The 4,244-nt window shown below is 60.3% G+C and carries 5 protein-coding genes; 4 read left to right on the top strand and 1 reads right to left on the bottom strand.

Going from position 1 to position 4,244, the window contains the following annotated elements; genetic code table 11:
* Nucleotides 1-21 precede the first annotated feature (21 nt).
* The 4 genes from ACFFAR_RS26185 to ACFFAR_RS26170 all read left to right on the top strand — a co-directional run bounded on the left by ACFFAR_RS26185 (nt 22) and on the right by ACFFAR_RS26170 (nt 3,627).
* Nucleotides 22-225 (top strand): cold-shock protein, encoded by a 204-nt coding sequence (locus tag ACFFAR_RS26185; protein ID WP_375508742.1) that lies wholly within the window; start codon nt 22-24, stop codon nt 223-225.
* Between the two features lie 513 nt (nt 226-738).
* Nucleotides 739-891, top strand: a complete 153-nt coding sequence (locus tag ACFFAR_RS26180; RefSeq protein WP_375508741.1) for a hypothetical protein — start codon at nt 739-741, stop codon at nt 889-891.
* A gap of 416 nt (nt 892-1,307) precedes the next feature.
* On the top strand, nt 1,308-2,999 hold the full coding sequence (locus ACFFAR_RS26175) for a methyl-accepting chemotaxis protein (protein ID WP_375508740.1): 1,692 nt from the start codon (nt 1,308-1,310) through the stop codon (nt 2,997-2,999).
* Nucleotides 3,000-3,162: 163 nt separating this feature from the next.
* Nucleotides 3,163-3,627: a DUF4126 domain-containing protein gene (locus ACFFAR_RS26170; RefSeq protein WP_375508739.1), complete on the top strand. Its 465-nt coding sequence runs from the start codon at nt 3,163-3,165 to the stop codon at nt 3,625-3,627.
* A 21-nt stretch (nt 3,628-3,648) separates the two neighbouring features.
* Here ACFFAR_RS26170 and ACFFAR_RS26165 read toward each other — a convergent pair whose 3' ends face one another.
* Entirely contained in the window at nt 3,649-4,110 is a 462-nt protein-coding gene (locus ACFFAR_RS26165; protein WP_062003083.1) for a response regulator, read from the bottom strand.
* Nucleotides 4,111-4,244: the final 134 nt, after the last annotated feature.

The raw sequence follows: 4,244 nt of genomic DNA, 5'->3' as shown, positions 1-4,244 counted from the left end.
TTATATTTTCAAGGATTTAATATGGATACCGGTATCGTCAAGTGGTTAAACGACAGCAAGGGCTTCGGCTTCATTACGCCTGACGCAGGCGGCGACGACCTCTTCGCCCACTTTTCGGAAATTCGCAGCGAAGGCTTCAAGACCCTCGCCGAAAACCAGAAGGTTAGCTTCGAAACGAAGCAAGGCCCGAAGGGTCTGCAAGCTTCGAACATTACCCCGCTGTAATTGACGGTGTAATTTGTTTCAGCGTGTGAATTGGTTCGCACCGGTTCACACGTGTATCAAGCGTTTCGCGGAGCTTTGGCTCCCGGTTGCGGCAGCCGTATCAACCAGGTGATTTTTGAGTTATCAGGTTCCACGGCGCCGCTGCCATCAGCATTGCACCTGTCTGCCTCTGCTTGCATGTGTTGCATCTCCACTTTAGTCCGCTGTCGCATTAGTCCTCTGCCGCTTTAGTCCCCTGCAATCTCCTGCAACACTCCGCTGCTACATCGCGATCGAGCTGCGAACGTTTTGAGTTCGTCGCCGCGTTGTACCTCGGGCTGCTTTCTGCTGTATTTCTGCTGCTCCTCTGCGAATTCATGGCCTCGTGCCAGCAACGACGCGTCCTTGCACAAGCTTTTGTGGGACGGCGTTCATTCGTGTGTATCACCCATGCATAACTCAAACCATAACTCTAAAATTTCGCAGTATCACGGCTACAAAGTCATAGCTTTCGCACATCGTCTGCCGGACGGATTGTTCGCGTCCAATTTGCTGCTTGAACGTAACAGCGGCACAGGCAAAGGCAATCGCTATCAGTTTCATGTCCTTGACTACTTCAAGGACGAAGCGCAGGCAATCGGCCACTCCCGCAAGTGGGCCCGCAACTGGGTCGACGATCGCGGCTGATTCCAGCCGGTCGTGAAAATCCCTGACTGACGCGCGCAATAGCGCGGTCAACATCAATAAGGCGCACCTCGGGTGCGCCTTTGTCGTATGCGTCGGCAAAAAATCCCTCAGGACCACGGGCGCTGCGAAATTCAGTAAAAGATCTGCATCTTTTTCCTCAAGCAATTTTTCTGGCGGTCGATAAACACATTGCCTGGATCGACAAATGTGCGACGGAGCATCACGAAAAAAGTTTATCGCGTTCGAGGGGTGAGAGCCTCGCCGTCTTAAAGCACTTTGCGACAGGCATGGGCCGCGGGCAGGACCATTGATAAAACCGGTCCGCCCGCGCCGCACTCGATCCGCTGGCGGTTCTTTGGGGGCAAAGGCCGCAGCGGCAACTCAGCCGTTATGCCCGTGAGGGCAGGAGTCGCCACATGAATCTCAAAGACGTGTCCATCAAGAGCAAGCTCATCGGAGGGTTTGGTGTGCTCGCCGTCATCGTGCTGGGTGTTTCGGTGATGTCGCTGCACGCTTTAAGCGCCTCGACCGACGGCTTCTCCAGCTATGTGCATGGCCCGAATGCCCGCGCCGATGTCGCCACGCAAGTGCGCACGGCTGTGGATCGCCGGGCAATCGCCGCGCGCAATCTCGTGCTCGTCACGAAACCATCGGACCTCGAGATCGAAAAAGCCGAAGTGATTCAGGCCTCGGAAGATGTGCAGACGAAGCTCAAGCTCCTGAAAACCATGGTCGCAACCGGGCCTGACAGCAGCGACACCGCCCGCAGCCTCGTGAGCGAGGTGGATCGTGTGGAATCGCTCTACGGGCCGGTCGCGAATGACATCGTGGCGTTGGCGCTGAGCGGCAAGCACGACGAGGCCATCGTGAAGATGGACAACGAATGCCGGCCCTTGCTGGCCGCGCTCGTCAGGGCCACGAACGCTTACGCGGAATACACGCGTGGGCGTCAGGAGCAGATGGTGCGCGAGTCAGACGAGCAATACCAGACGCAGCGCAACTGGATGGTCGCGCTTTGCGTCGCCGCGCTTGCGTTGGCAGCCGCCGCGGGCGTGTTCATTACGCGCTCGATCACCGTCCCTATCCGCCGTGCAGTCGATGTTGCCAGCACCGTCGCGCGTGGTGACTTGCGAAGCCGCATCGTGGTGATGCAGAAGGACGAAACCGGCCAGTTGCTCGGCGCGCTCGCCGATATGAACGCGCGCCTGATCGAAACCGTGAGCCGCGTGCGTGAAAGCAGCGGAAGCATTGCCAACGCTTCCACCGAGATTGCCACCGGCAATACCGACCTCAGTCAACGGACGGAGGAACAGGCGGCGTCGCTGGAGGAAACGGCGGCGAGCATGGAAGAGCTGACATCGACGGTGAAGCAGAACACGGAGAACGCGCAGCAGGCAAGCGCTCTGGCATCGAGTGCATCGAATGTCGCGCAGCGTGGCAGCAAGGTCGTGAGCCAGGTGGTCGACACCATGCACGGCATCAGCGCGAGCTCGGCGAAGATTGCGGAAATCACCGGGATGATCGAAGGTATCGCGTTCCAGACGAACATTTTGGCGCTGAACGCGGCCGTGGAAGCGGCGCGGGCGGGCGAGCAGGGACGCGGGTTTGCCGTTGTGGCGAGCGAGGTGCGCAGCCTGGCGCAACGGTCATCGAGCGCGGCCAAGGAGATCAAGGAGCTGATCGCCAACTCGGTGCAGCAGGTCCAGAGCGGATCGGTGCTTGCCGGGCAGGCCGGCGAGACGATGGCCGAAGTCACGCAGGCGGTGGCGCGCGTGACGGACATCATGGAGGAGATCGCGGCGGCATCGATCGAGCAGGGGCGCGGTATCGAACAGGTGAATCAGGCGATCACACAGATGGACGAGGTCACGCAGCAAAACGCGGCGCTGGTGGAGGAAGCCGCGGCGGCATCGCATTCGCTGCAGGAACAGGGGCGCCAGTTGATGGATGCGGTTGCGTTTTTCCAGATGGAGGGTTCTGCGGCGGCGAGCGCGGCGCCGCAAGCTCGTGCGATTGCGAGGGGTGCACAGGGCGTGCAGAAACGAGCGCCGGCCGTTCGCGTCGCCCAACTGAAAGCTGCCGGCGATGACGGCTGGAGCACGTTTTAAACTGCTTTGAGCTCTATAGGAAAACGGCGCGGACGTCTTTGGACTCCGCGCCGTTTTCCATGGCCCTTCCTTGATCGATTGAGTTCGGATATCGCTCGGGAACGCGAACTGCGTTTGGCTCACTGAGTCCCGATCTTCCTTCTTCGAACCACCGGAGCTTTTGATGTCCCTCTATCTTTTGGCATTGCTCATCGGCGTGATTGCCGGTCTCCGGGCGATGACCGCGCCCGCCGCCGTAAGCTGGGCCGCGCACCTTGGCCTCCTGCCGCTGCAGCACACGCCGCTGGCTTTTCTCGGCGCGACGATTACGCCGTACATCCTGACGGCGCTTGCCCTCATCGAACTCGTCACGGATCAGTTGCCCAAGACGCCCAGCCGCAAAGTGCCGATGCAATTCGGCGCCCGGCTTGTGACCGGTGCCGTGAGCGGCGCCGCGATAGGGGCGGCGGCCGGATCGATGATCGGTGGTGCGGTGGCCGGCTTGATCGGTGCGGTCATCGGCACGTTTGGCGGGGCGAGCGCCCGAGGCGCGCTGGCGCGTGCGTTTGGCCGTGATCTGCCTGCCGCGCTGGCAGAGGATGCAGTAGCCGTGGTGGGCGCGGTGCTGATCGTCATGGCGATCGGCTGAAGCCGGGACCCCGGGCAAGTTTTAGTAGCTGCGGCGTTGCGGTATCGAAAAGTAGGTGGTCAGCATTTCCGCAAGGCGCCAGGTGGCGCAGGGACGGCGGCAATGGGCATCGAATCCGGCGTGCTTCAGCGTTTCGATGGGGTCCGCCGGCCAGATATTGCTGATTGCGACCAGCAGGCGGCCGGTCATGTCGGCGTCGGGCCGTAGCGCGCTGATGAAGGCGTAACCGGAATCGCTGTCGAGCCGCGTATCCAGTATCAATGCCTGGGGTTTCCAGTTCTGCAGCAATGAACGCGCTGACTTCAGGTTCTGCGTTTGCATCACCTGTAATCCGGTAAGCCGCAGCAATGCTGCCAGCGACTCGCCAATCAGCTTGTCCTGATGCGCGATCAACACGCGGGGCGAACCGACAGGCATACGTGCCTGCTTGCCGCTCCATAGCGCAAAGTGTCTCTCGTCATCGGTGCCTGAACGACTGCTCATGATGTCCTCCTCGTGGTTTTTATGTGAGTGGAACGCCGGACCGTGTCTCCTCTCGCTAGCTGCAGCTTCGAGTTCGGTGATGGCGGTGTTGCAGAGTCGATGACGCAGTGTCGCGTTTAAGCGTTCGCCGCAAA

The organism is uncultured Caballeronia sp., assembly GCF_964243625.1.
Lineage (GTDB): Bacteria > Pseudomonadota > Gammaproteobacteria > Burkholderiales > Burkholderiaceae > Caballeronia.
Note: the sequence above shows the minus strand (reverse complement) of the source record. Positions and strands in the feature narration are given on the sequence as shown.